This window comes from Lacrimispora algidixylanolytica (assembly GCF_003609635.1).
GTDB classification, from domain to species: Bacteria; Bacillota; Clostridia; order Lachnospirales; family Lachnospiraceae; genus Lacrimispora; species Lacrimispora algidixylanolytica.
In genome coordinates, this window is sequence record NZ_MCIA01000034.1 from 144,812 (window position 1) to 165,627 (window position 20,816).

Consider the following 20,816-nt stretch of genomic DNA (forward strand, 5'->3'; position numbering starts at 1 on the left):
AGGTATCCCTGGTAGGGGTTTCCTCTCTTTTGTCCATCTTCTCAGGACATTTAGGTATCCCTGGAAGGGGTTTCCTACTCCTTATGCATCAATTTCAGCTTCATCTGCATGCTCGTAAATAAACTTTCTTCTGGGGGCAACTTCACTTCCCATGAGCATTTCTGTAATTTCAGAAGCCATACGGGCATCTTCAATTTCTACCAGCTTAAGCACACGCCGATCCGGATCAAGAGTAGTTTCCCAAAGCTGTTCTGCGTCCATTTCTCCAAGACCTTTATAACGCTGGAGAGTAAAATCTCCCGAATGAGCTTTGCGATATCGCTCCAGATCTTTCTCATCATAGAGATACTGTTCCGCTCCTCGTTTAGGAATGACCTTAAATAAAGGAGGCATGGCGATATACACATGTCCATCGTAAATCAAATTTGGCATAAACCGATATAAAAAGGTTAAAAGAAGGGTATCAATATGACTTCCATCTACATCAGCATCCGTCATTAATATGATCTTATCGTAACGCAGCTTAGTAATGTCAAAATCATTGCCATAGCCTTCTGAAAATCCGCATCCAAAGGTGTTAATCATTGTTTTTATCTCAGCATTGGCCAGAACCTTGTCTATAGAAGCCTTTTCTACATTTAAAATCTTGCCTCGGATAGGAAGAATGGCCTGAAACTGACGGTTACGGGCTGTCTTTGCAGAACCTCCAGCAGAATCTCCCTCTACAATGAAGATCTCACACTTTTGTACATCCCTGCTTTCACAGTTTGCAAGCTTTCCGTTGCTGTCAAAAGAAAACCTCGATTTAGACAACATGTTTGTCTTTGCCTTTTCCTCGGCTTTTCGAATCTTTGCGGATTTTTCGGCACAGCTAATCACTGCCTTTAACACTTCTAAATTACGGTCAAAATATCGTTCAAGTTCCTCACCTGCCACGGAAAAAACTGCTTTCGTGGCATCCGCACTTGCAAGCTTTGTCTTTGTCTGCCCTTCAAAGATTGGATCTGGATGTTTGATCGCTACGACAGCCGTCATACCATTTCTGGTATCAGCCCCTGTAAAGTTAGTATCCTTTTCCTTTAAGATCCCCAGTTCCTTTGCATAACTGTTAATCATCTGGGTAAAACGGGTCTTAAAGCCAGCCAGATGGGTTCCGCCCTCCTGAGTAAAGATATTATTACAAAATCCCAGTATGTTTTCCTCAAAAGTATCAACGAACTGGAGTGCTATCTCCACCTCAACTTTATCAACGGTCCCTTTAAAATAGATGGGATCGTGCATCTTATCTTTCCCATCATTTAATTCTTTTACATAGGCAACGATTCCCTCAGGTTCATGATATACAACCGTCTCTTCTTCGCTTCGCCTTTTATTCACATAAGTAATCCTCAAGTTAGGGTTTAAATATGCGGTTTCATGAAGACGGCTTTTAATCCAATCTGCTTTAAAATATGTCTTCTCAAAAATTTCTCCATCCGGAAGAAAGTTAATCTCTGTTCCGGTCGCTTTTGTCTTGCCTAACGTAGGAAGCAGGCCATCCTCCAGATCTACCGTTGGTATGCCCCGCTCATATGCATCATAATGAATCAGACCGTTCTTATATATTTTAACTTTCATGTGGACAGACAGTGCATTCACAACAGAGGAACCGACTCCATGAAGACCGCCACTGGTTTTATAGGCATCATTGTCAAATTTACCACCTGCATGAAGGGTAGATAAAACCACACGCTCAGCAGAAACGCCTTTTTTATGCATCTCCACGGGGATTCCTCGACCAGAATCCTTAACTGTACAAGAGCCATCTGTCTCTAGCGTCACCCATATCTGGTCACAGTAACCAGCAAGATGCTCGTCCACCGCATTATCTACTATTTCGTAAATTAAATGATTTAATCCTTTTGTCCCTACACTGCCTATATACATTCCAGGACGTTTTCGTACCGCCTCAAGGCCTTCCAATACGGTAATGCTTTCCGCATTATACTGCGTTTTCGCCATGATACTCCTCCACATTTCGTATAATCAAACTCCATTATACAATGCTTTTTCCATTTTTGGCAAGTTACTAACATTCTTTTTCCATTTTTTGTAAATATCTATTGATTTCTTTTAGATTCTTATGATATAATCATTAATGGATTAAAACCATTAAGCAGATATAGTTCATTGGTAGAACATCAGCTTCCCAAGCTGAGGAGGCGGGTCCGATTCCCGTTATCTGCTTCTTTTTTTGCCCTGACATACGCAAGGAACCCCTTGTGCACGTCAGGGTTTTTTAGTTCCTTTTTCAAAATAATAATTTCATTCGACTTATCTAGATAGCATCGCCTACCAAAACACATATATTAGTATAAAACACAATGATTGGTGACGAATCAAATGTCTGATTCATACGACTTAAATGTTACTCCGGTTACTTCTTACACTCCCACTTTTCCACATGATTACGGCCCAAACCCATTTATTATTGATCTGAGCAAAGATGCACAGCAAAATGATTATTACCGTTCAACCCTGTGGACAGGAAATCAATTGCAGCTTACATTAATGAGCATTCCTGTACATGAGCTTATTGGCATGGAAGTACATCCTGATCACGATCAGATTATACGAATCGAAGAGGGGGTAGGTCTAATCCAATTCGGGGAAAATAAATTCTCACTGTATGATCAATATCTGGCATTTTCGGACTATGTCGTTTTTGTACCTGCTGGCACATGGCACAACATTGTTAATATCGGTAATGAGCCGCTTAAAATATCATCCATCTACGCACCCCCCAATTATCCAAGGAATATGCTGCAGGAAACAAAAACATCAGAACCCGTTTTAGGAAATACGCTTTAAGAGATCGCAGTAATTGCGTTATACTGGCAGTTTTCCTCAGAAATGCAAAATCTTATTCAAGTTTTTTTACTTAACTAAAATTATTAATGCTTTTCAAAAAAGGACTGCACTTAAAGCGCAGTCCTCTTATTCTTCACATCCTACATGATATGAAATCCTTTTTCTTCTATTACAAGCATCCGATCCATCTGAATGTCCTTTATGACAATGAATCGGTCATTTCGCAGTTCCTGAATTAGTTTTTCTATCCCATTTTCGGTTCCTTGGAGTTCCATTTCTACACGACCGTCATCCAAATTTTTAACCCAGCCTGTGATACTAAGGCTAGGCGCAAGATACCTCACCCGGTATCGGAACCCTACCCCTTGTACTCTTCCGCTGACACAAATTCGTTTACGAACAGTTTCCCCGATCATTCGCACCACCTATTCCCCTGTATCTACAGGCATCAAACATTCATCTTCCTTTTCGATAAGCATCTGCTCAAATTCCTTGATTGGCATGGCTTTGGAAAAAACGTAACCTTGAATCACATCACACCCAGCGGATTTTAGAAATTCAACTGTTTCCACATATTCTACGCCCTCTGCGATGGTCTTAATCTTTAACTCTTTTGCCATATTTATAATATTAGAAATTACAATACGTTCTCTGCTGATATCACTGCTTTTTCTAAAAAACATAATGTCCAACTTAAGAACATCAATTTTTAAATTCTTTAACAAGTTCAAGGAAGAGTAACCAGAACCAAAGTCATCGAGGGAACAGACAAATCCTTTTTCATTAAGCCTTTTTACCAGACGATTAAACATGGCATCATCATTGAGCAGGACTGTTTCCGTAAATTCCAGCTCCAGCAGTCCATCAGGTATCTCGTACTTATTTTTGATTTCTCCATAAAAATCCACAAAATCTTCCCGAAGCATTCCTATCTTTGATACATTAACAGCAATATTTACAGGAGGTCTGCCTGCCGCTAAGTAATTGTGAAGCCACTGACAGGATTTCTCAAACATATATCGGTCAAGAAGTACAATCTTGCCTGCCCGTTCCATGATTGGGATAAACTGGCCTGGCGGTATGGTTCCTTTTCTTGGGTTCTCCCATCTTACAAGAGCCTCTCCTCCCACAATTCGATTCTCTTTTTGGATGGATACCTTTGGTTGAACAAATATTTTAAACTCCTGGTTGCGCAGCGCCCGGTCGATTTCTGATTCCAGCTCAGATTCAAACAGGACGCGGTTCCTGATTTCTTTGTTATAGAATCCAAATGGATTCCCCGGTAGACCTTTTACATTCTTCTGTGCAATATTGGCTTTATCTACAATCTGATCGATGGAGAGTTCTTCAACATCAGTTTCTTCAATACAATATGCTCCCATACTTAGTTCCATGGGAATTTTTTTATTATAGGGCAGATAGCGATCTTGAAATAAGGTAACAAGCTTTTGAAACCATTCCTCCATCTCTTCTCTGGTTTTATATTTATAAAGCCCAGCAAAATTATCCGCTGATATTCTACAGTAAAGAGTATCAGGCCCACCATAATCACGAAATAAGTTTGCAAGGGAAATTAAAACCTTATCCCCCTCCTCATATCCTAATATATCATTCATAAATTTGAACTTTTTAATATCACAGTACCACACTGCATAGGTTTCTGACTTCTCCTTTCGCAACTTTTTTTCCATCTCGTGCTTAAAAGAAGAATAATTTCTGGTTCCGGTGACGCTGTCCCCATAAGCCAGCTTTATTAATGTTTTTTGATTTTTATTGATGATTAAAAACTGGCGATAGAAAAAGGAAAGAAACAAAACGCAAGATAACAAAATCATGACTCCCACCCCGATTGTCATTTCCAAATACCTGACGTAAAAATTGGGTTGTGGAAAGACATTAAGGAGATACCAGTCATTGACCCCTAAAGGCATTACAACCACAGTTTGTCTCTTCTTGTCCTGGGTTTTGATATTAAAAGAAGCCTGTTCATTGGCCTTTATTGCTTGTTCTATCTGGGTTCTTATTTTCGTTGCTTCTATAATGGAATAATATGCCCGGTTAGAACCAGCAACCTCTTTTCCCTGTTTATCAAGAATCACAAGCAGGCCTTCTCCTGCTAGCGCCATGGTGCTAACAATATTACTGAGAATTTCACCCGTGTTTTTAACATAAATCATTCCGATGGCATGGTTTGTATCATCTCTGACAGCCACTTTATAGCAGCCTTGGACACTATCCCCTGCTTTCTGACTATCATTGTCCATAAAGCCTATCTTCATAGAAGGGTTTCCTTCATTTATTTTATCTATGATACTATTAATTCCATCTTTACTATGTATTCCGCCTAAGCCAAAACTTACGGATAACCCGCTCAGGATTTTAAGTTCTTCCTCAAGCCTGCTTTTTATTGTGGATTGATTTTGTTTCGCTGCATTATAAAAATAGGTAATTTTCTCCTGTTCATTCTTCTCCATCATATAAATTAAAAATGAAAAACAACTTATGGTGAATGCCAGGCAGAGAAGTACCGGAATAAGCATATTTTTCTGTTTCATATTCCAATTTTCCATCTTTTGCATATATGCTGACTCCTCAATTTTAAGCATCTGACCCAATAACTACTAGTTTCATTATAGCTTTTTATGGAAGTTTTAGCAATCTTTATGTAATCTTACTTATTTCAGGAAAAAGCATTGATTTTCCGAAGATTAGATGTTATAATATCAAAGGTTTTGATGCTATATCATTAACCGGATTGCTTCCGTAGCGCAGTTGGTAGCGCAACGCATTCGTAATGCGTAGGTCGGGGGTTCGAGTCCCCCCGAAAGCTTTCACAGGAAACCTTGATTATTCAAGGTTTTTTCTATTTTATACACACTTTTTTCTTTCTTACTCTCTTTGTTTTCCATTTATTCCGGCTGATATCCCACTAGATTCCCTAATGTAAGGCGTTTCTTTTTCATGTTTTATGTACCTGTAAAAGCTGTATTTTTTATCAGCACTTCTGCCTCCCTCTTTATTTACTATAAAGTATGGACGTTTATTAATGTCTGATGTTAAGTTGCGCTTATCAAGCACACAATCATCTCCTATAAACATCATGGTGGCAAATGTTCTGCTTGTAAACTGACAATCCCATTTTAAACACAATGTTGTCTCCGAATTCTGCGAGGTCTACGCCTGCTGCAACCACATAAAATACCATATCACCAAATTTGAGTTTTCAATATTTCTCGAATTTATCCTTTTTTCCGTTATATGAGCAATAAAATAAGCCCCATTAAAGGACTAGTCTACAATTTTAATTAGTTAGCGAAACATAGTAGGAAAGAAGCACCCTAATTTAGAATACTGCTTTCATGCTTAAATGCATTATTTATTATTAATTACCCCATATAACAAAACAAAATGGGTGCCCAGCAGGATCAAGCATAGTGACCCTTCCTAATTTTGAAAAATAATTAGAATTACAAAATTATGAATCTGAACTTGAGCACTTAACGGTTAAGTACAGATTACCAAATCGAATCCTACAATAATAATCCAATGGATACACTAATTTATATGCAGTTAGATTTACTTAATTAATTGGAATTTATTTATATTTCGGATATTCAGGAAGTAGGTCTATTAATCTGCTTGTTCTTCCTTCTTCGTCAAGCAAAACTAGAATATTCTCTACGTCTCCCCCCAAATGCATCATAAACTCACGGCATGCTCCACAAGATGGAATTACTTTCCCATCTTTATAAACAGACACGATTCTAGCAATTTCACTTTCCCCGTTTGTGAGCATTGTACCTATTGCATTTCTTTCTGCACACATACCAAGCGACCCATCTGTATCTATGCATATTCCTTTATATATATTACCCTTCTTTGTCAATAATGCTGAAGCAACGCTTCCCACCCACATTTTACTTGAAACACCATATGGATTAATCACATTCATTGCTTCTTCATATAACATTTCCCATTTTTCATCCATACTTTTATCCTCTATAAATACCGATTTTTAAAATTAATGATACACCAATAACTACTAACTATCAATATTTTGATGGAAGTTAATTTAGAAAGTACTTTTTACTGGTCAGAATTTTTTTGTTAAATTAAATATTCTTTTCATTGACTATGAAAAGTGCTAATATAAAAATAAATATAAGGAATCCATGGGAGGAAGCAAATATAATGGGAGATTCAAGTAAATTTGCAAGTATAACAGAATATAATGTTTTTATGTCTGCTTTAGGTCTATTATTCGTTTCTGAATTTGTGATATGGTTTTTAGCATCAAGAGGGAGCCGGGACCATTCCAAAAAACGCTCTGATAATGGAACTTTCTGGCTACTTATTTTGGGGTGGGTTAGCAGTATGACGGCAGGTGTCTTTTTTAGAAGTCAAGGAGTGCCACAGTTTATGAGAAATTGGCTGCTTCCACACGTTACTTTTTACATTGGAATATTCTGTATTGTTGTAGGTGTCGTAATACGTTGTACAGCGGTGTTGACTTTGAAACGTGCATTCACGCTGTCAGTTCAGACAACTGCTGATCAACACCTCATTCAAACAGGACTATATCGCATTGTTAGAAATCCGGCCTACACAGGGAGTATTATTAGCTTATTAGGGGTGTCTCTCGCATATCTCCATGTTTTAGGAATTATTAGTGTTTTCGTGATTTGCTTCATTTGCTACGGAATTCGAATTCATATAGAAGAGAAAGCAATGCTTAATCAATTCCAACAAGAGTTTGAAGAATATTGCAATCATACAAAATACCGCCTGATACCAGGTATATATTAATTGAATCTCAGTTTGCTTGATTAAATTATTGCATAAAAAAACTACTAACGTGATATCAAAGTTAGTAGTTAATAAATTATTAAATCTAATTATGCTCTAATCATTTTGAGTATTTTGTATAAAATAATTCATTTGCCTTTTCGGTAAATAATGTTGGATTCCATTGTATATTAGCATCGAAATCATTTAAGGTAATTGCTGCAAGTAAATAGTCTTTTAATGGTAGCCTATCCTTTACTTTAGCAATATGTAAACCATCTCGAATTATTATTCTATCTGTAAACATTTTCCTTACATCAAAATACAGTCTTACACCAGGAGTATAAATTATATGGGGATCGATACAAACGTATCCAAGATTACGTGAATTTACAACAAGCTCCCCGCAACCATTAGGAATATCTAACATAATATAGTCGGAATAATCTGCCGGTTCCATCATTGTTTTCAATCCTATTTCAGTTACTAATTTATTCTTTTTGCCCAGCATATTTGGGGAGAGTAATGCTTTTTCTTCTTGTATCAACTTCCACGCAGATAATGTCGTACTATGTACCATATATTTTTCATCTGTTTCACGATACCCAATCTCATGAGATGTTTTACTATATTGTTCAATTAAACTTTCTGAATCCATTCCTTTGCATACTTTTAATATAACATTTCGCTGATAAAATAATTCGTAATTAAGAAAATCAAAGAAGCGCAAAAATTCTTTATCAGCATTAGGACAAACTCTTAGTACATGTAGTTTTGCATTAGGGTAGACATTGGTAAAAAACGTTATATCTAAATCATAAATAAACGCTGACCATTTATCGTCATATGTACCATTTATTGTGAAAGGATTTATATCCGTAGGATACCAAGTCGAATCTGCTAAATAAATCATTTCTTCACCTCGTAAAATGTAAATATAAGTAATTCAATCTTGTTTCAGTATAATCTTATCTCAAAAACTACTAACTATCAATATTAAGTTTTCAATGTACAGTAACTGATTAAATCCTAGTTTCTCAAATCATATAGACGGTTTTACTTTTTCCTGCTATGTAATAGCAAAAATCATACTATCCATTATTGCAACTTCTTTACTATTACTGCATTTAGAAAAACTATTGTATTTCTCCGTAACTTTTTGTTTTTCAAAAAGTTACATATGACTATTAATAATTTACAATCAGTGTTACAATAATTGATAACAAAAAATGATACAATAGTATATTCGAAAAATATTTACCTAATTGGAGGGATACCCCGTGAATAAGATTTCAATTAAGCAATTGTCTTTGGATGATACAAACAAACTTTTTGATTTTGAGGTAGAAAACCGTTCTTATTTTAAAACGATTGGATTGTCTCGTAGCGACGTCTATTATGATCCTAACTCGTTTCAAGAAATTCTAAAAAGCTTAGTGGAGGAACAAGAAAAAGGAGTTGCAACTGCAGCTGTAGAACAAGTTCTTAGACAAGCTAACTTAGTACATAAATTGCATAGAATTGAAGCTGGAACCTCTCCTCATAATATTGGTTCTCAAATTGTTCTAACTAAAAACGGCTTTCACTTTGTCGGAACGTATACCCAGCATATTTCCAATGGTGATGACTGGACTGATAGTATACTTTTTGAAAAAGTTATAGACTAAAGAAAAATCTAATGTTTGATAATAGTAAAAACAGAATAAGTAAAGTGGAATTATTAACTACCATATTAAGTTGATAATTCTTTTTTTATTTAATCATACTGAAAGGCTAACCTTCTATTTACCTCATAAAAAGCCATCACCTTCTCTAAACTCATCCATCTCTTTTCCCGATTCTAAAAATCCAAACAATGTAACACTCTGCAGATCCCCCATTTTAGCATCATAAAGCATACCTCTGAATACATCTGCAAAATATAGTATTGACATTCTAATCAAATGGCTGTATCATTGTATTAAATCACTAATACAACAGAACAAAAGGAGGTCGCATTATGAACTGGAAACTGACTGAAGACCGACCAATCTGGATACAGCTTGTGGAACAACTCACCATGCTCATCGTATCTGGCATATACGAATCCGGTTCGGCGGTGCCAGCGGTGCGCACGCTTGCTACCGAAGCAGGAGTAAATCCCAATACGATGCAGCGCGCATTAGCGGAACTAGAAAACCGCAAGCTTGTTGAAACACGCCGTACCGCAGGTCGAATTGTTACCGAAGATTTATCGCTCATACTAAGTATTCGCAAGGAGTTAGCGTATCAGCGCACGGCTGAATTTTTTACATCCATGCATGCACTGGGCTATACAGAGGAACAGACACGGGAGCTGCTTGCAGCTTGGAATAAAAAGGAGGAATCAGTATGAATCAGGAACTCATTACCGCACGTGGCTTGACCAAGAGCTACGGCACAAAAACTGCAATTGATCACATTGACTTATCCGTTGGGCATGGTCGTATTATCGGACTTTTGGGACCTAATGGTTCTGGTAAAACCACTTTTATTAAACTCCTTTGCGGACTTTTACACCCCACATCTGGAGAATTAAAGATAGATGGTCACTCTCCTGGCGTTGAATCAAAGGCAATCATTTCATACCTGCCTGACCGTATGTATTTTGCTGATTGGATGAGAACCTCGGACCTGGCAGCTTTCTTTGCTGACTTCTATGCTGATTTTGACCGCACAAAAGCACTTGAGATGTTTAAATCTCTTGGAATTGGGCAAAACGACCGGATTAAGACCATGTCAAAGGGAACCAAAGAAAAGGCACAGCTTGCACTGATTATGAGCCGCAAAGCACAGCTTTATCTTCTTGACGAACCAATTGGTGGAGTAGACCCCGCAGCACGGGATTTTATACTCAATACCATTTTGACCAATTATAATGAAAATGGTACCGTCTTGCTTTCTACCCATTTAATTTCCGATATTGAACGGGTGCTGGATGAAGTTATTTTCCTGCAGAACGGAAAAGTCGTACGACATGACACCGTAGACAACATACGTGAGCAGGAAGGCAAATCCGTTGATCAGCTCTTCCGTGAGATTTTCACGTATGGCCACTAAGGAAAGGGGGAATAAGAATGTTTTTTAAACTATGTAAATACGAATTCAAATCCATTTTGCGGACACTGGTACCCATCTATTTGGCTGTTATAGCCGTATCTTTTATTAACATGTTTATGGGTGTGGGCTCGTTATCAAACGGATATTATAATAATTTAATACAAAATATTAGTTTTGGAAAAGACATTTTGGGTCTGTTTCAAACAGTCTCTATGTTTGCTTACTTTGGGGTAATGGTTGCTTTGAGTGTACTGACTCTTATCGTAATTATTCAAAGATTTTATAAGGGATTGCTTTGCGACGAAGGTTATCTTATGTTCACTCTCCCAGTTAAGCCTTGGCTACTCATTGCAGCAAAAGGTACCACAGCCCTTGTAATGACTGTTGCCAGCGGCATCACCGCAGGAATATCCATTTTAATGCTTTTGATCGGTGCATTAGGCCCTGTTGACTTTTTCGCTGCAGTGGCCTCCCCGGAACTATGGCTGAAAATTGGTCAGTTGTTTCAGGCCGTCCCATCCTGGCCTCTCCTTATGTTAGAGGTACTTGTTTTAATCATATTCAGTGGCTTTTCAAAACTTTTTCACTTATACTTTTCTATGTCACTAGGTCATTTAGCAAACAGGCACCGCATTTTAATGTCTGTAGTGGCATATATAGGAATCTCTATGGTTCTTAGCTTTATCAGTGGCTTTTTCATGATTATGGCAAATAGTATTCCTTTCTTCCAAACATTTTTTAATTCAATTAATTTTGATTCTGGAATAAGTGGATTTACCGCAGCCATGCACCTAGTTCTTATTGCTTCTATTGTAGCATGTGTGATACAAAGTGCGATATTCTTCTTTGGCTCAGAGCGGATTCTTTCCAAATACCTTAATTTAGAGTAATATATAAAATGGGCGAACTGAAAAGCGTTGCTCACAACCACTATAAAGAAGGCATCTTTAAACAATTCTATCTGTTTAAAGATGCCTTTTCTTTTACTATATATTTCATTTATTTCGTTATACCTGCTCTTCTCCTACTGACACTGACTGGGATATTTATGATCCTCTGAAGGGGTTTCCATACCATACCGGCAATTGTAAAATCAATCATGCTGTGAATGATAGTTCCTACCCCTACCAACAAAATAACCGAAGTCAGATACCCCTTATCATAATATGCATTGGACATATGATTTCCCCAGTAAAACAGGGTAACTACAGTTACTTCACTGACCGAATGAATAACAGCCATTAAAAGGCCAAATAACACAGAACCTTTTACACTACTTAGAAGCCTAGGATTTTTCTTAAGCATAAAGGAGCCAATAACAACAAAGACAATGTGAGACAGTGCTCTTAATACAACAGCAATTGGATAGATACCCGCCAACAAAAACCCCAAAGCAGATATAAGCGCAACGGAAATCGCAACATAAGGAGATATAAACATTGCTATAAATATTGGAACATGGCTTGCCAAGGTATAGGAAGCAGGTTCCAGTATTAATTTGGGAGCAAACATTGGTATCACAATTCCAATTGCTGACAGTGCTGCTGCAATTGTCATTTTTTGAATTGAATTCTTACTGTTCATAGGATTCTCTCTCCATTCATTCTCTTGGTAAGACGCATTAACTTCTCACGTGTAACGTCAACTGTCTTGTCAGTCAACTGAATTGTATTATATAAAACTTGAGAAACAATGTCAAGTCTTCTTTGGCTTATTTCCTTATGGGATTTCATCCGCTAGTGTCCATTCATTGCCACAAGGTCAAAAAAAGAGACGTCCTAAGACGTCTCTCATAGAAATTAATACTTTCCTAACTTCATATGTCCTGCAAGCTCTGTTTTGCATCTCTGTTTAATAACCCATGCTTCATCCTTTGCCTGAGTAAAAGCAGATACACATTTCGGATCTAAATTATCCTCAATGCCTTCTTTACTCAATGCAATGATCTTTTCTGCCAATGTAATGACTTCCATATGAATGGCATTGGTACGATCAGAGCGGTAAATTTTTTCTGAATCTTCCTCGCTGATTGGCTCAAACTTGTCTGCACCTACCATACACTTAGGACATTTTTCTGGAGCAGTTTCCCCTTCATAAACATAGCCGCATACTGTACATCTGAATAATTTCATAAAAACATGCCTCCTTAATTGAAAAATATTGATCATCTTCCGATCAATACTAGTATTACTTACAATGAGGCTTTTGTCAATCTCTGGAAGAGATTATTTTCTAGAATTTTAGTTCAACAAAGTAGTAACTTCGATATAGGTGAAAGTATTCTTACCTCTTTACAAGATTTTGTCCAATGGCTGTATCTCTCAGGGCCTGTATTTCGGGGATTCTATCCCTTCTTCTTTTTGCATATGACAAACCGCCAAACTGAGTAATTTTTAATTTACTTCAATTTGAAGTCTTAGGATTCCTGCCGGGTATTACTGTCATATAACTCCTAGTCCATAGAGTCTACATTCATAAGGCTGCAGGGTAATTGAGTCCCTTTCCGCTTCCTTGTAGTTGTCGATTATTATTTGACTGCCGGTCAATGTATAAGGAACCTCCAAATCACTCTTTTCTTCCGATAGATTGCAGACAATCAAGTACCCTTCTCCTTCATATTCTCTAGTGTATGCATAAATACTTTCACTTTCTTCCATGAGTAAAGTATAGGTCCCGAAGAGTAAGGCAGGAATTTCTTTTCTGATACAAATTATTTTCTTGTAGAAGTTTAATATGGAATCCTCATCTTGTAACTGAACTTGTACATTTAACCATGTGTAATTTTGATTTACTTTCAGCCATGGCGTACCTTCACTGAATCCGCCATTTAACGTATCATCCCACTGCATCGGTGTTCTGGAATTATCCCTAGTTGTATTCTTAAGAAACTCAAAGGATTCCTCTGGGCTCATTTCTTTTTTTATTCTTGCCTGATAACGGGCTAATGAGGGTTCATCCCGAAAATCTGATGGAGACTCATAATCCGCATTTACCATGCCTATTTCTTGTCCCTGATAGATAAAGGCTATTCCTTTTTGCATAAAGTACATTAATGCCAGGCACTTACCACTTTCTATAAAATAACGGTCAGGAGAGCCAAACCTGCTGATACTTCTGACCAAATCATGATTTTCCATGACAAGCCCAACATTTCCCACGTCCTTGGTTGCTTGCTGCCATCTGGTCAACGCTTTCTTTAGCTTGATTAACGAAATTTTTCCAGATTCCGTCTCTAAATTCCATAGGTTCAAATGATCGAATTGGAACAGTGAGTCAAAGACTCCCTTCCCTTGGGAGATCCATTCCTTGACCTCTTCTATGCGAACCCCATTGGCTTCTGCTACGGTGAAAATATCATATTTTGCAAAGGTATTTTCTTTCAATTCTCTCAGTAAATCTAAGATTCCCGGCTGGTTCATATGCTTGTCAAAAGAAGAAACATACTTTTCCCCATTGAGGTTAGGCATATCTGTTAAATCTGGCTTATGGATGTGGGTAATGGCGTCCACCCGAAAGCCATCAATCCCCTTATCCAGCCACCAACAGATCATATCATATACAGCTTTTTTAACTCCGCTGTTCTTCCAGTTGATATCCGGCATGGTTCTGCCAAACGTATGTAAGAAATACTGTTTTGTGTTTTCGTCATATTCCCAGGCAGAACCCCCAAAGATACTCTCCCAGTTACTTGGTTCTTCCCCGTTCCTTGAGTCGCGCCATATATACCAATCCCTTTTAGGGCTATCTTTTGAGCTTCTAGACTCAGCGAACCACGAATGCGCTGAGGATGTATGATTTACCACCAAATCAATAATTACCCGTATTCCGAGGGCGTGGGCTTTCTCCAAAAGCTCATTAAAATCCTTCATTGTTCCGTATTCTTTTTGAATATCCTGATAATCACTGATATCATAGCCATTGTCATCGTTAGGTGAGAGATAAAACGGGCAGATCCAGATTAAATCGATTCCTAGCTCAGCAAGATAGGATAATCTTCTTATAATCCCCTGTAAATCTCCCACCCCATCTCCATTGCTATCCTGAAAGCTTCTTGGATAAATCTGATAAGCGACTACACTCTCCCACCAGGCATGCGTTTGTGTCATGTCTTTCATAATAACCTCCATTCACCAAAGTATCAATAACTTTATGGCCTGTTCTTCTTATGCCAAAAGATACATAATTCCCTCATATGGCCTCAGTAAATTCTCCCGGCAATCATCATAGTTAGACAATTCCCACGCCTTTTTACCATTTAGTTCATAAGGCAGCTTATAAGGAGTATTTTTACCATAGAAATTACATATCACCACAAGTTTATGCTGCCCCAGTGTCCTGGTATATGCAAAAATATTTTCATCGTTCGGAAAGAGTAGCTCAAAATCACCATAAACAATTACGTCGTTTTCTCTTCTCAAACAAATCAATTTCTTATAGTGGGAAAAAATAGAATTTTCGTTATTGACCTGATTTTTTGCGTTAATCATTTTATAATTTGGATTTACCCCAATCCACGGTGTTCCTGCACTAAAACCTCCGTTTAATTCAGCCGTCCACTGCATGGGCGTTCTTGCATTGTCTCTGCCTTTCGCATAGATGGATTCCATGATCTCTTCATGAGAATATCCCTGATTGAAACGTTCCCGGTACATATTGAGTGTCTCAATATCCATATAATCAGAGAGATCAGAAAATCTCACATTGGTCATACCCAATTCTTCTCCCTGATAGATATAAGGTGTCCCTTTCATGCCATGTAAGAGCGTTGCCAGCATCTTGGCACTTTCTACTCTGTATTCTTGATCATTCCCCCATCTGGATACAATTCTTGGAAGGTCATGATTATTCCAGAATAAGCTGTTCCAGCCATTGTTGTCAAAGCAGGTCTGCCACTTACTTAATACCCGTTTTAGATCCACTAAATCAAGCACCTTCAAGTCCCATTTATCCTTGCCCGGAATCTGATCCAGCGATATATGCTCAAACTGAAATACCATACTGAGCTCACTGCCGTCAGAATTGGAATACAGCTTAGCTGTTTCTGGCGTTGCGCCCCAGCACTCACCAACAGTTAATAAATCTTTATCACCAAAAGTGTTCTGATTCATTTCTTTAATATAAGGATGAAGCATTGGACCGTTGCTTGTGATTTTTTTGTTTATCTCTTTTCCGATCAGCTCAATCACATCCATTCGAAAGCCGCCAATGCCTTTCTCAATCCAAAAATTCATAAAATCATATACTTCTTGTCTGACCTTTGGATTCTCCCAGTTTAAGTCAGGCTGTTTCTTACTGAACAGATGCAAGTAATATTGACCGGTAATTTCATCCCATTCCCATGCACTGCCAGAGAACACTGAACCTAAATCATTGGGCTCTTTACCATCAACCGCATCTCTCCAGATATAATAATCTCTGTAAGGATTGTCCTTGGACTTTCTAGATTCGATAAACCATTGATGCTCATCGGAGGTATGGTTTGCCACTAAATCCATGAGAATCTTTATATTTTTATGATTTGCCTTAACCAAAAGCTCCTCCATATCCTTAAGTGTACCGAATTCCTCCATAATATTTTTATAGTCACTGATATCATAACCATTATCATCATTGGGAGAAGGAAAAACTGGGCTAAGCCAGACAACATCTATTCCCAGGTCGGAGAGATAATCCAACTTTTCAATAATCCCTCTTAAGTCGCCAATTCCATCCCCATTGGAATCATAAAAGCTTCTGGGGTATATTTGATATACGACCGAACGATGCCACCATTTTCTATTCATGTCAATCACCAAACCTTTCATTATGTACCAAGACTTTGTAACAATGGCTGCTCCTCGTTTTCTTTCTGTTCCAGTTTAACAAATACACGAAGCAGTTCGCTTACGCTCCATGCCTGTGCAAAACATCCCTGTGAAATCGTAGGATTATCGCCATCATAGATTTCCGCAATCTGTCCAATACACCCTTCTCTCATACAAGCCTCCAAGACGGATAACTGTTCCTTTATTTTGATACGTGCCCTCAAGTCGTAATCGTGAACCTTTAAGTAGGCAAGATAATATGCACCCAGAGGGAACGCCCAAACCGTTCCCTGATGATATGCCATATCCCGGTTAAAAAGAGAGCCTGAGTAATGGGACTTAAAGTCCTTATCAAACTTGCTTAAACTTCTTAATCCGTAAGGAGTATAGAGTGTTTCATACACTTTATTGACCACTTTAATTTCCGCATCACGATCCATGATAGAAAAAGGCTGTGACACCGCCCAGATCTGGTTACAGCGAACCTGATTATCCGCTGCTTCGCCTGACACCAGATCCTTTAGGCAATTCTCCTTCTTATTCCAAAACTTTTCCAGAAAGCTCTTTCGCACCAGATCAGAAAGTTCTTCATAGGATTTCTCTGGCATTTTTAAAAGCCTTGCAAAATAACCCATGATCTTTAAATCATTAAACCAATACGCATTGATTTCCACCGGTTTCCCATGTCTTGGTGTAGGAAGGATATCACCAAAGCGAACATCCATCCAGGTTACTTGCTCTAATCCGCTACCTGCCGTGATTAAGCCGTCATGATCCATCTTGATATGGTAACTGGTTCCCCTCTGATACCATTCAATGATATCTTCCATCGTGGGATATGCTTCTTTTACGAAGTCCAAATCATTACTTACCAGATAATATTCGTACACTGCGCCGATAAACAGAAGAGATGCATCCACCGTATTATATAAGGGGTCATGTCCTCCTTCCGGAAACATATTCGGCATCAGTCCTTTATCCTCATATTTCATAAAGGTATAAAAAATACTTTTAGCTTCCTCAAAACGCCTAGTAGCGATACAGCAGCCGATCATAGCAATCATTGTATCCCTGCCCCAATCTGCAAAGAACGGATATCCTGCCATTAACGTTTTCCCTCTTGTGGAATCACGTTCCACCAGAAATTGATCCGCACTTTTTACCAGCTGCTTTGCCAACTCGTCTTTCACGCCGGATTGTGTGATTAAAAGCTTCTGCCGCTCTTCTTCCTGACTGAAATAATTTAATATTTCTATCTTCTCATTGATCGGCTCTGTACTATAAATAAGATTTAAGGTTCCGTTAGAACCAGGGTGGACGGAAATTGTGATACTGTGATTATGCGCTGAGACACCGATTGCCTCCCTCCCGTCTCGTGCATCATAACCATAGTATAGATCTTTTTCATATTCTGTCTCATGTTCTCTCAAACTGCCATTGGTTTTACAATATAGCATCAGCCCATTACTTTTAATCACATTATCCTTGATCCTGAATTCCTGATTACGATTTAAGGTTTCTCCTTTGGATACGAATTGCATATGGGGTGTAACTGTTAAAATCACCTCAGTGTCCATGTAATTTGTCATCTCGTATTTCAGCACTACAGAATTTTCTCCCTGTACCAAAACCAATTGCTTTTTAATCTCCACACCTTTTACTTGATAAATCCAGATGGGATAATCTTCAAAGCTGAATTGATTTAAATAGCGATAACCTGTTTGATTTTTTGTATGGTTAACAAATTCCTGGCTGGATAAATTATACTTTTTATTGCATACCGAAAGTTGCTCTTCCATTCGCGTTATCATGTGATATCTTTGATTCGGAGCTACCATACAAGCCATTAGTAAAGCATGATCATTTCTGGTGTTAGAACCAATTTCAGTTAGCGAGGAATAACCACCCAGACCATTGGTGAGTAAATAAGAATTCTCCTGTCCTTTGTCCATGGTCTTCCAGTCATGCTTTCCGTAAATAAATTTCATTTTGTCCTCCGGTCTATTTTAATGTTCTTGCCGTTCAGAATTACCCTTTGACAGCACCTGATACTCCCTCCACATAGAATTTTTGTGAAAACAAAAAGATAAGTGCAATTGGAATTGAGATTAATACACAGCCTGCAAAGAACTGTGTATAATAATATTCCACAAATTCTTTCTCCAGCATGGTCCATAAGCCGATCGCAATAGTATAATACTGTCTGTCCTGTCCCAATATTACCTTGGCAAAAATATAGTCCACCCAAGGTCCCATAAAAGAAGTTAAAAGTGTAGTAACAATAACCGGTCTGGAAAGAGGAATTGTAATTTTACGAAATACCTCCCACTTAGTTGCACCATCGATAAAAGCAGCTTCATCAATTGTCTTCGGAATGGTATCAAAAAATCCCTTAACGACCAGATATCCCAGTCCCGAACTGCCTGAATATACCATAACCAAAGCGACTAATTTTAGAGGACCTGCCTCTAAAAATCCAAATCCCTTTAATATATAGTAAACTGCATACATTGACATGAAACCCGGAAACATACCAAGTATCAATGCAATATTCATCATCTTTTTACGCATTCTGAATCTTAGCCTGGATGTTACATAAGCAACACATAAAACAAAAAATGCGGATAATAAGCAAGAACATATTGCTACGATTAATGTGTTAAAAAACCATCTTTCATAGTTTAAATTGCTTGCCGAATCAAATAATTTCTTATAATTGTTCAATGTATATCCTCTTGGCAATATATAGCTCTTATAGGTGCCGCCTTCTGCACGAAAAGAGGTCAGTATAACAAAGAAAATCGGCAGTACCCATATGAATCCCAGAATTCCCAAAAATATATGAACAATGGTATTATGAATGAATCGCCTTCTTTTTAAAGATTTTGTTTTTCTCTTCATTATTGGAACGCCTCCTCATCTTTATAGGAACCTGTGTGGCGATAAGTTAATAAAGATAATATTGCCAGTATTATAAAGACTACAATCCCGATAACGGCACCTAAATTGTAATCCTTATTCGTAATGGTCAATTTATACAACCAGGTTACTAACAGATCTGTTTTACCAGCATAATAGTATTCCAGCGATTCCGGTCCGCCGCCTGATAATAAAAAGATTACGTTAAAATTATTGATATTTCCGACAAAGGAGGTAATTAAATATGGTGTTGTGATAAACAGCATATAAGGTAATGTTATTTTAAAAAATATGACAATTGCATTGGCGCCATCCACCTTTGCAGCCTCATATAAATCTTTGGGTATATTTTGCAAAATACCTGTTGTCGTTAACATGGAAAACGGAACACCGATCCAGACATTAATACAAATAATTGTAATCTTAGCCAGTGTCGAATCAGTAAAAAACGGAATCGCCTCAGTCGGTCCAATAATACCGATATTACGCAGCATTGCATTCACTGGACCGTTAGTGTTGAAGATCGTTCTCATGGTAAGTAACGATACAAACTGAGGTACTGCGATGGACATGATAAAGATAAATCTCCAAAACTTTTTATATCTAGTACCTTCGCGATTGATTACAATCGCTAACAACATTCCGAAAATGTAACAGGAAAATGTAGCAAATACTGCCCATATGATAGTCCAGTTAAGTACCGGCCAGAATGTGTTAGATAATGAGCCGTTTTGGGCAAACATTGCCGAAAAGTTTTTAAATCCAACCCAGTCAAAGAGATTTCCCGGTGTTTGATGGTTTTTATCGTAGTTCGTAAATGCAATTAATATCATAAAAACAAGGGGAACAATCGTGAAACATAAGACACCTGATACCGGTAAAAACAAAAGGGATTTATGTAAGTTTTGCTCCTTCAAAGATGCCAAATCATCTTTGAAGGAGGGAATTGCTTCGCCGTATTCTATTTTTTTCTGTGTTACATAAGCACTTCTTACAGATGTCATTGCAAAAAGCGCAAAACCAAGAGTCAGAAATATTGTTACAACACCATAGAGCAAACATAACATGGAATTATCCCCTGGTACATATTCATAAATCTGCTTTGCTTCATTAAAAGCCTCTGCCTGAACACCGGTTCCTAATGTTATAAAGTCTGCAATGGAATTGAAACCAACTGTGATCATATAATAAATATAAACAATTTCTACAAATAACATAAGCAAGCCACGGATAATTTGTTTATGCACTAAATTACCTAACCCAAATACTAGGGCGGATAATTTTGTTATCCCATTTCCTTGAATAAAAGAAGCAATTCCCCCTATATCACGAAGCGATGTATTAATATTTGACTTTTTTCCCTTCCTGCGAGCCATGATC

The 20,816-nt window shown here is 37.8% G+C and carries 18 protein-coding genes, 2 tRNA genes and 1 pseudogene; 8 read left to right on the forward strand and 13 right to left on the reverse strand.

Going from position 1 to position 20,816, the window contains the following annotated elements; genetic code table 11:
• Positions 1-81 precede the first annotated feature (81 nt).
• The gene (locus BET01_RS19455; protein ID WP_120198542.1) at positions 82-2,001 is read right to left on the reverse strand and encodes a DNA gyrase/topoisomerase IV subunit B; all 1,920 of its coding nucleotides are present in this window, start codon (positions 1,999-2,001) and stop codon (positions 82-84) included.
• Between the two features lie 154 nt (positions 2,002-2,155).
• On the opposite strand from BET01_RS19455, the gene BET01_RS19460 reads away from it, so the two are divergent.
• Both BET01_RS19460 and BET01_RS19465 read left to right on the forward strand, forming a co-directional pair.
• Positions 2,156-2,226 (forward strand) — tRNA-Gly (locus BET01_RS19460).
• Positions 2,227-2,382: 156 nt separating this feature from the next.
• Complete coding sequence (locus tag BET01_RS19465) at positions 2,383-2,850, forward strand: cupin domain-containing protein (protein WP_120198543.1); 468 nt, start codon at positions 2,383-2,385, stop codon at positions 2,848-2,850.
• A gap of 140 nt (positions 2,851-2,990) precedes the next feature.
• Here BET01_RS19465 and BET01_RS19470 read toward each other — a convergent pair whose 3' ends face one another.
• The gene (locus tag BET01_RS19470) at positions 2,991-3,266 is read right to left on the reverse strand and encodes an acylphosphatase (RefSeq protein WP_120198544.1); all 276 of its coding nucleotides are present in this window, start codon (positions 3,264-3,266) and stop codon (positions 2,991-2,993) included.
• 9 nt (positions 3,267-3,275) lie between these two features.
• A complete protein-coding gene (locus tag BET01_RS19475) occupies positions 3,276-5,429 on the reverse strand; it encodes a bifunctional diguanylate cyclase/phosphodiesterase (RefSeq protein ID WP_158585109.1) in 2,154 nt (717 codons plus the stop codon).
• Positions 5,430-5,607: 178 nt separating this feature from the next.
• On the opposite strand from BET01_RS19475, the gene BET01_RS19480 reads away from it, so the two are divergent.
• Positions 5,608-5,680: transfer RNA gene (locus BET01_RS19480), tRNA-Thr, on the forward strand.
• Positions 5,681-5,739: 59 nt separating this feature from the next.
• Here the strand turns inward: BET01_RS19480 and BET01_RS19485 are convergent.
• Both BET01_RS19485 and BET01_RS19490 read right to left on the reverse strand, forming a co-directional pair.
• On the reverse strand, positions 5,740-6,000 hold the full coding sequence (locus tag BET01_RS19485) for a hypothetical protein (RefSeq protein ID WP_120198546.1): 261 nt from the start codon (positions 5,998-6,000) through the stop codon (positions 5,740-5,742).
• Positions 6,001-6,445: 445 nt separating this feature from the next.
• A complete protein-coding gene (locus BET01_RS19490) occupies positions 6,446-6,838 on the reverse strand; it encodes a cytidine deaminase family protein (RefSeq protein WP_120198547.1) in 393 nt (130 codons plus the stop codon).
• 203 nt (positions 6,839-7,041) lie between these two features.
• Between BET01_RS19490 and BET01_RS19495 the strand changes: the two genes are divergently transcribed.
• The gene (locus BET01_RS19495; protein WP_158585110.1) at positions 7,042-7,656 is read left to right on the forward strand and encodes a methyltransferase family protein; all 615 of its coding nucleotides are present in this window, start codon (positions 7,042-7,044) and stop codon (positions 7,654-7,656) included.
• 100 nt (positions 7,657-7,756) lie between these two features.
• Here BET01_RS19495 and BET01_RS19500 read toward each other — a convergent pair whose 3' ends face one another.
• Positions 7,757-8,548: a hypothetical protein gene (locus BET01_RS19500; protein WP_120198549.1), complete on the reverse strand. Its 792-nt coding sequence runs from the start codon at positions 8,546-8,548 to the stop codon at positions 7,757-7,759.
• Positions 8,549-8,915: 367 nt separating this feature from the next.
• On the opposite strand from BET01_RS19500, the gene BET01_RS19505 reads away from it, so the two are divergent.
• From BET01_RS19505 to BET01_RS19520, 4 genes are all read left to right on the forward strand, one after another.
• Entirely contained in the window at positions 8,916-9,302 is a 387-nt protein-coding gene (locus BET01_RS19505) for a GNAT family N-acetyltransferase (RefSeq protein ID WP_166428748.1), read from the forward strand.
• A 332-nt stretch (positions 9,303-9,634) separates the two neighbouring features.
• Positions 9,635-10,009, forward strand: a complete 375-nt coding sequence (locus BET01_RS19510; protein WP_120198551.1) for a GntR family transcriptional regulator — start codon at positions 9,635-9,637, stop codon at positions 10,007-10,009.
• Positions 10,006-10,713: an ABC transporter ATP-binding protein gene (locus BET01_RS19515; protein ID WP_120198552.1), complete on the forward strand. Its 708-nt coding sequence runs from the start codon at positions 10,006-10,008 to the stop codon at positions 10,711-10,713. The genes BET01_RS19510 and BET01_RS19515 overlap by 4 nt, the downstream gene beginning before the upstream one ends.
• A 17-nt stretch (positions 10,714-10,730) precedes the next feature.
• Complete coding sequence (locus BET01_RS19520) at positions 10,731-11,603, forward strand: hypothetical protein (RefSeq protein WP_120198553.1); 873 nt, start codon at positions 10,731-10,733, stop codon at positions 11,601-11,603.
• 109 nt (positions 11,604-11,712) lie between these two features.
• Here BET01_RS19520 and BET01_RS19525 read toward each other — a convergent pair whose 3' ends face one another.
• The 7 genes and pseudogenes from BET01_RS19525 to BET01_RS19555 all read right to left on the reverse strand — a co-directional run bounded on the left by BET01_RS19525 (position 11,713) and on the right by BET01_RS19555 (position 20,812).
• Positions 11,713-12,297, reverse strand: a complete 585-nt coding sequence (locus BET01_RS19525; protein ID WP_120198554.1) for a hypothetical protein — start codon at positions 12,295-12,297, stop codon at positions 11,713-11,715.
• A 452-nt stretch (positions 12,298-12,749) separates the two neighbouring features.
• Positions 12,750-12,845, reverse strand: a pseudogene (locus BET01_RS22450) (rubredoxin-like domain-containing protein); the annotation flags it as partial.
• A 309-nt stretch (positions 12,846-13,154) separates the two neighbouring features.
• Positions 13,155-14,828: a glycoside hydrolase family 13 protein gene (locus BET01_RS19535; protein ID WP_243117281.1), complete on the reverse strand. Its 1,674-nt coding sequence runs from the start codon at positions 14,826-14,828 to the stop codon at positions 13,155-13,157.
• 48 nt (positions 14,829-14,876) lie between these two features.
• Positions 14,877-16,496, reverse strand: coding sequence for a glycoside hydrolase family 13 protein (locus BET01_RS19540; protein WP_120198698.1), 1,620 nt, complete (start codon positions 16,494-16,496; stop codon positions 14,877-14,879).
• 20 nt (positions 16,497-16,516) lie between these two features.
• Positions 16,517-18,505: an amylo-alpha-1,6-glucosidase gene (locus BET01_RS19545; RefSeq protein WP_120198556.1), complete on the reverse strand. Its 1,989-nt coding sequence runs from the start codon at positions 18,503-18,505 to the stop codon at positions 16,517-16,519.
• Positions 18,506-18,545: 40 nt separating this feature from the next.
• Positions 18,546-19,418: a sugar ABC transporter permease gene (locus tag BET01_RS19550; RefSeq protein WP_120198557.1), complete on the reverse strand. Its 873-nt coding sequence runs from the start codon at positions 19,416-19,418 to the stop codon at positions 18,546-18,548.
• On the reverse strand, positions 19,418-20,812 hold the full coding sequence (locus BET01_RS19555; RefSeq protein ID WP_120198558.1) for a carbohydrate ABC transporter permease: 1,395 nt from the start codon (positions 20,810-20,812) through the stop codon (positions 19,418-19,420). Before BET01_RS19555 ends, BET01_RS19550 begins: the two co-directional genes overlap by 1 nt.
• Between the last annotated feature and the right edge of the window lie 4 nt (positions 20,813-20,816).

Coding starts and splice junctions, on each gene's coding strand:
- BET01_RS19490 (WP_120198547.1), bottom strand. CDS start 6,838: ATGGATGAAAAATGGGAAATGTTATATGAAGAAGCAATGAATGTGATT.
- BET01_RS19515 (WP_120198552.1), top strand. CDS start 10,006: ATGAATCAGGAACTCATTACCGCACGTGGCTTGACCAAGAGCTACGGC.
- BET01_RS19475 (WP_158585109.1), bottom strand. CDS start 5,429: ATGCAAAAGATGGAAAATTGGAATATGAAACAGAAAAATATGCTTATT.
- BET01_RS19540 (WP_120198698.1), bottom strand. CDS start 16,496: ATGAATAGAAAATGGTGGCATCGTTCGGTCGTATATCAAATATACCCC.
- BET01_RS19500 (WP_120198549.1), bottom strand. CDS start 8,548: ATGATTTATTTAGCAGATTCGACTTGGTATCCTACGGATATAAATCCT.
- BET01_RS19495 (WP_158585110.1), top strand. CDS start 7,042: ATGGGAGATTCAAGTAAATTTGCAAGTATAACAGAATATAATGTTTTT.
- BET01_RS19535 (WP_243117281.1), bottom strand. CDS start 14,828: ATGAAAGACATGACACAAACGCATGCCTGGTGGGAGAGTGTAGTCGCT.
- BET01_RS19470 (WP_120198544.1), bottom strand. CDS start 3,266: ATGATCGGGGAAACTGTTCGTAAACGAATTTGTGTCAGCGGAAGAGTA.
- BET01_RS19525 (WP_120198554.1), bottom strand. CDS start 12,297: ATGAACAGTAAGAATTCAATTCAAAAAATGACAATTGCAGCAGCACTG.
- BET01_RS19550 (WP_120198557.1), bottom strand. CDS start 19,418: ATGAAGAGAAAAACAAAATCTTTAAAAAGAAGGCGATTCATTCATAAT.
- BET01_RS19520 (WP_120198553.1), top strand. CDS start 10,731: ATGTTTTTTAAACTATGTAAATACGAATTCAAATCCATTTTGCGGACA.
- BET01_RS19465 (WP_120198543.1), top strand. CDS start 2,383: ATGTCTGATTCATACGACTTAAATGTTACTCCGGTTACTTCTTACACT.
- BET01_RS19510 (WP_120198551.1), top strand. CDS start 9,635: ATGAACTGGAAACTGACTGAAGACCGACCAATCTGGATACAGCTTGTG.
- BET01_RS19545 (WP_120198556.1), bottom strand. CDS start 18,505: ATGAAATTTATTTACGGAAAGCATGACTGGAAGACCATGGACAAAGGA.
- BET01_RS19555 (WP_120198558.1), bottom strand. CDS start 20,812: ATGGCTCGCAGGAAGGGAAAAAAGTCAAATATTAATACATCGCTTCGT.
- BET01_RS19455 (WP_120198542.1), bottom strand. CDS start 2,001: ATGGCGAAAACGCAGTATAATGCGGAAAGCATTACCGTATTGGAAGGC.